General features: G+C 68.1%; 4 protein-coding genes and 1 pseudogene. 2 read left to right on the top strand and 3 right to left on the bottom strand.

Annotated elements, in window-relative coordinates; translation table 11 throughout:
- Positions 1 to 961, bottom strand: a 961-nt coding sequence (locus AC16DP_RS51545) for an RsbRD N-terminal domain-containing protein (protein ID WP_483957130.1), incomplete at its 3' end; no start/stop codon positions are given.
- 81 nt (positions 962 to 1,042) lie between these two features.
- On the opposite strand from AC16DP_RS51545, the gene AC16DP_RS51540 reads away from it, so the two are divergent.
- Both AC16DP_RS51540 and AC16DP_RS51535 read left to right on the top strand, forming a co-directional pair.
- Positions 1,043 to 1,849, top strand: coding sequence for a DUF2270 domain-containing protein (locus AC16DP_RS51540; protein WP_329726301.1), 807 nt, complete (start codon positions 1,043 to 1,045; stop codon positions 1,847 to 1,849).
- A 65-nt stretch (positions 1,850 to 1,914) separates the two neighbouring features.
- The gene (locus AC16DP_RS51535; protein ID WP_329726300.1) at positions 1,915 to 2,919 is read left to right on the top strand and encodes an isocitrate dehydrogenase (NAD(+)); all 1,005 of its coding nucleotides are present in this window, start codon (positions 1,915 to 1,917) and stop codon (positions 2,917 to 2,919) included.
- Positions 2,920 to 3,187: 268 nt separating this feature from the next.
- On the opposite strand, the gene AC16DP_RS51530 is transcribed toward AC16DP_RS51535, so the two are convergent.
- Entirely contained in the window at positions 3,188 to 3,817 is a 630-nt protein-coding gene (locus tag AC16DP_RS51530) for a hypothetical protein (protein ID WP_329726299.1), read from the bottom strand.
- An 11-nt stretch (positions 3,818 to 3,828) separates the two neighbouring features.
- A pseudogene (locus AC16DP_RS51525) lies at positions 3,829 to 4,717 on the bottom strand (AHH domain-containing protein); the annotation flags it as partial.

Below are 4,717 nucleotides of genomic sequence, written 5' to 3'. Positions count from 1 at the left end.
CCAGCTGCCCCAGGGCCTGGGTGCGCGTGCGCTGCAGCAGCCGGCCCTGCAGCCGCCGCACCGCGTCGTTGGCCGTCATCAGCGCCTTCGTCTTGGTGGCGGCCTCGGTGCGGTCGGTGAAGGTTTGAATGACACCGGCCAGCTCGCCCTCCTCCTCCCAGATGGGCGTGGCGCTCAGCTCCAGGGTGGCCTCACCCCCGCCGGGCCGCTCCACCACCATCATCACGCCGCGCACCGGCCCGCGCTCCTTCAAGGCCCGCATGAAGGGCATGTCCGCCAACTTGAAGGGATCTCCATTGGTCTGGCGCGCACTCACCTGCGAGAGCACCACCGCCAGTGGCGACTGCGAGCGAGAGCCCACCACGGCCCGCATGGGCACGCCGATGAGCCGGCTCACCGGTGGCGTGGCGAAGGACACCGTGCCGTCCACCTCGGCCAGGAGGATGCCCACCTCCACGTGGTGCAGCACCGACTCCATCACCGCCGCCTCGCGGAAGCGCACCTCCTCCGTCCGCAGCACCCGCGCGAACGAGGCCTGCGCCGACGCATGCGCCTCACCCACCAGCTCCACGATGAAGGTGGCCACCTCCGGCTCCAGCACCCCGTCGTTGCGCCGGGCGTAGACGTAGAGGAGCACCTCCTCCAGCGACTTGAACTCCCGCGCCAGGTCCTCCACCTCGAAGCGCTGGTTGTACCGGCGCGCCCCGTGCGAGCGCACCACCTCCGGCCAGAGGTTCAGGGCGTCCTTCCCCCGGTCCCTGAGCAGGCGGACGAGCTCGTCGATCAACCGGCGCAGGGGCGCGCGCAGGTTGCGCCCGGAGATGTCCAGTTCATACGTCTCGGCGCGGATCCGCTTGGACCACAGACGCACCACGCGCTCCGCCTCGTCTTCCAGGAGCTGGAGCACGGCGGCCACCGCATCCACGGGTGGCGGGGTGTCATGGAGGAAAGGGATGGCCATGGTTCCTCCGGGAGAGAGTGGGCACGGCGGTCCACCACGGCCACCCGTGCGTCCGGGCCACACACCAGGGGAGAGCAGACGATGGCGGGTAACGGCAACGAGCGGGACAAGAACGAATACGAGGCCCTGCCGCTCTCGGACGCGTCCATGGCCCAGCTGTTCCGGGGCGAGCTCAGCCGCTCGGACACCTGGCGGTCGCGCCTGGACAACACCACCAACTGGTCCATGACGACCACCGCCGCCGTCGTCTCCTTCGGCTTCTCCGGCGGCGCCGAGCCCGTCGTCTTCCTGGTGGGCATCGGCATGGTGCTCTCGTTCCTCTTCATCGAGGCGCGCCGCTACCGCTACTACGATCTGTGGATCCGCCGCGTGCGCCTGCTGGAGGAAGGCTACTGGGTGCCCATGCTGCGCCGCGAGCCGGTGGATCCGGACGCCCTGCGCGAGCTGGCCGGCCTCATGGAGCGGCCACAAATCCAGCTCTCGGTCTTCTCCGCCATCTCCACGCGCCTCAACCGCGCGTACGGCCCCATCCTGCTGGTGCTGACGCTCTCCTGGTTCGTGAAGGTGTACAGCCACCCGTGGTCAGCGAGGAGCTTCGCCGAGTTCGTGGAGCGCGCGCACATCGGGCCCATGCACGGCGGCTTCGTGATGGCCTTCTTCTTCCTGATGGTGCTCGTCTTCTCCTACCTCTTCGTGGCCTCGTTCTTCACCAAGGCCCCGCTGGGCGAGCTGCGCACCCGGCCCCGAGGACGGCGCGCCGCGTTGTGGGAGTCCTTCTACCGGCCCTACGCCACGCTCGCCCCGCGCCGCCGGGGCCGCCGCAGGACGCCCTCCCGGCCTCCGGAGCCTGCGTCCGAGCCTCCCATCCAGACTCCATCGACGCATTAGCCAGGCTGCGCCCAGCGCGTTTTCCTCCTTTCGGGGCCCTGCCTTTTGTGCTTGAAGCGCGGGCCATGGCGAATACGCGTACGGTTACGGTCATCAATGGCGACGGCATCGGCCCCGAAGTGATGGCGGCCACCATCCGCGTCCTCGAGGCGCTCAAGGCTCCGCTCGAGTTCGAGTTCAAGGACGCGGGAGCCGAGGTCATCGCCAAGTACGGCACCAACCTGCCCCACGAGACGGTGGAGGCGGTGCTGCGCAGCGGCGTGGCGCTCAAGGGGCCCACGGGCACGGTGGTGGGCGGCGGCATGGCCTCGGCCAACGTGGGCCTGCGCAAGCGCCTGGACCTGTACTCCTCGCTGCGGCCCGTCAAGAGCGTGCCCGGCGTGAAGACGCGCTACGACAACGTGGACCTGGTGGTGGTGCGCGAGAACACCGAGTCGCTCTACGCCGGCCTCGAGCACATCATCGTCCCGGGCGTGGTGGAGTCGCTGAAGATCATCACCGAGAAGGCCTCCACGCGCATCGCCCGCTTCGCCTTCGAGTACGCCCGGAAGCACGGGCGCAAGAAGGTGACGAGCGTGCACAAGGCCAACATCATGAAGCTGTCGGATGGCCTCTTCCTCGACTGCACCCGCAAGGTGGGCCGGGAGTACCCGGAGATCCAGTACGAGGAGGTCATCGTCGACAACATGTGCATGCAGCTGGTGAAGGATCCGTCGCGCTACGACGTGCTGGTGATGGAGAACCTGTACGGGGACATCATCAGCGACCTGTGCGCGGGCCTGGTGGGCGGCCTGGGCCTGGTGCCGGGCGCCAACATCGGCGAGCGCACGGCGATGTTCGAGGCGGTGCACGGCACGGCGCCGGACATCGCGGGCAAGGGCCTGGCCAACCCCACCGCGCTGATGATGTCGGCGGTGATGATGCTGGACTGGATGGACCTGCGGGACGAGGCGCGCAAGTTCGAGAACGCGCTGGCCAAGGTGCACGGCGAGGGCAAGGTGCGCACCGGCGACCTGGGCGGCAGCGCCACCACCCGCGAGTTCACCGACGCCGTCATCGCGGCGCTGTAGTCCCGAGAAACAGCAGTCCCCTCGCCGAGCAGGACCCCTCTCCCTCCGGGAGAGGATCCCCCCGTCGTTCAAAGGGGGGGCAAGCCCCCGGGGTGAGGGTGTCGAGCCTCCCGGGCTCCACCCCTGCCCCCGCGTCACCCTCCGGAAGCGGCCAAAAGCCGTCGCGGATGTTCCTCGTCCCGCAGACAATGCAGTCGAACCGCGGAAGAACTCACCCGCCATGCGTCGGCCATGCCCGGACGCCGCACCAGAGAGAGTCGTGGCCAGGTCAATAGAGAATGAAGTCAAATCGCGCGATGGCTGCCCGGAGTTCTTCCGGGGTGGTCTCCAGCCGTCTGGCAATGGTTGGCGCGTGCTCGGACAGGGACCTCGTGGCGGGAGGACGCTTATGGAGATTCTCCACGACAACGTCACCAAACAAGCCCGGCCACTTGACGCTGAGTAATTCGGGCGCTCTACGAACAGGGTCCAGGATGGTGAAGCAGGGCCACGTGGGGAACCACAGGGTGCTGGGGTCACTCCCCATGATGCGGCAGCCGTCCAGACGCGCCTCGGAGAAGTCGCAGTCCTCGATGGAGCCCAGCTGGTACTTGGGCTCCTTGCCGTACTCGGGCCAGTGCCCGAAGTCACACCCCGACAGCCGCCCCTTGAACCGGCAGCCCTTGAGTGAAGATGTTATCCAGTCCTGGTGGTTCTTCAGTTCCTGCTTCACCTCGAAGGCGCAGTCGATGAACTGGACTTCGCGGATGAACAGGTTCCGAGCAGCCACCTTCAGCACCAGGGTGCAATTCTTCAGCGTCAGGTTGCGGCCCAGGAAGTAGAGGGTGCCTTTGTCCGTCAATTCCAGCCGTTCATTCTCGAGGTGCTTGTCCTCGTAGAAGACCTTTTTGGCAAGCATCCGCCGTCCTTTCAGAAGGTGAGCATCCGGAAGAACTCGCCCGCCATGCGCCGACCGTGCCGCGCCAGGTTCGACGCCGTCCCGGAGAGAATCTCATACCGGCGGCCCGTGGCATGGTCAATCACGTCGATGCCTTCGCTCAGTTTGAACTCGTAGAGATGGTCGAATTGGCTCTTCACCGTGCGTTGCACGAAACGGCCCCGGGCCTCGCGCTCCAACAGGTGCGCAAGCCAGTATTCGCCCTTCTTGAGGGCCTCCTTGATGGCGTCCGACTCTCTCGGAGAGAGTCTGTGCAGCCCCCATTGCTGGGCGGCCTCGGTGACGGCCTTCTGGAGCCTGTCACCCACCTCGTCTTCGACGGGGATGTCGTGGATGGACATGCCACGACGCAGGTGCCACCTCTGGCCATTGGGCAGAAGGACCTGCAGGTTTCCACCCCGGTGGCGGATGGCGACAATGCCCGAGGAGCCGATCCCGGAAGCGGCCCCGCCGCCCCGCCCCTTCTTGAGCATCACCACCGCCAGCGGGCCGTGCGGCGTGGCCGCCACCGTCTCCACCGCCACCACCGCCCGCGCCAGCGCGCCCTCCTCGGCCACCAGGACTTCCATGCGCCCCAGCACCGCGGCGCCCCCCTGTGCCCGCCACTGCGCGCTCGCCAGCCCGTAGCCCGGTAGCGCCCGCACCCGCGCCGCCACCTCCCCCACGGTGCGCCCCGTCAACGCGCCCACCGCCAGCAGCATCGCCCGCGCCGCGTCCGTGCCCAGCACCCGGGCGAAGCCCTCGCCCGCCTCGCGCAACTCCTCGAAGGTGGTGGCCTCGTGCGCCCGCATGGCCATGCCGGCCCAGCCGTCCATCAGCCCCCAGAGCGTGTCCACGCCCAGCCACGCCACCAGCACCACG

The organism is Archangium sp. (genome assembly GCF_057119385.1).
The sequence above is the reverse complement of the archived record's forward strand: the minus strand, read 5'-3'. Positions and strand labels throughout refer to the sequence as shown.

Bases quoted from the DNA above. Each gene is read 5' to 3' on its own strand.
- AC16DP_RS51540 (WP_329726301.1), top strand. From the start codon at position 1,043: ATGGCGGGTAACGGCAACGAGCGGGACAAGAACGAATACGAGGCCCTG.
- AC16DP_RS51535 (WP_329726300.1), top strand. From the start codon at position 1,915: ATGGCGAATACGCGTACGGTTACGGTCATCAATGGCGACGGCATCGGC.
- AC16DP_RS51530 (WP_329726299.1), bottom strand. From the start codon at position 3,817: ATGCTTGCCAAAAAGGTCTTCTACGAGGACAAGCACCTCGAGAATGAA.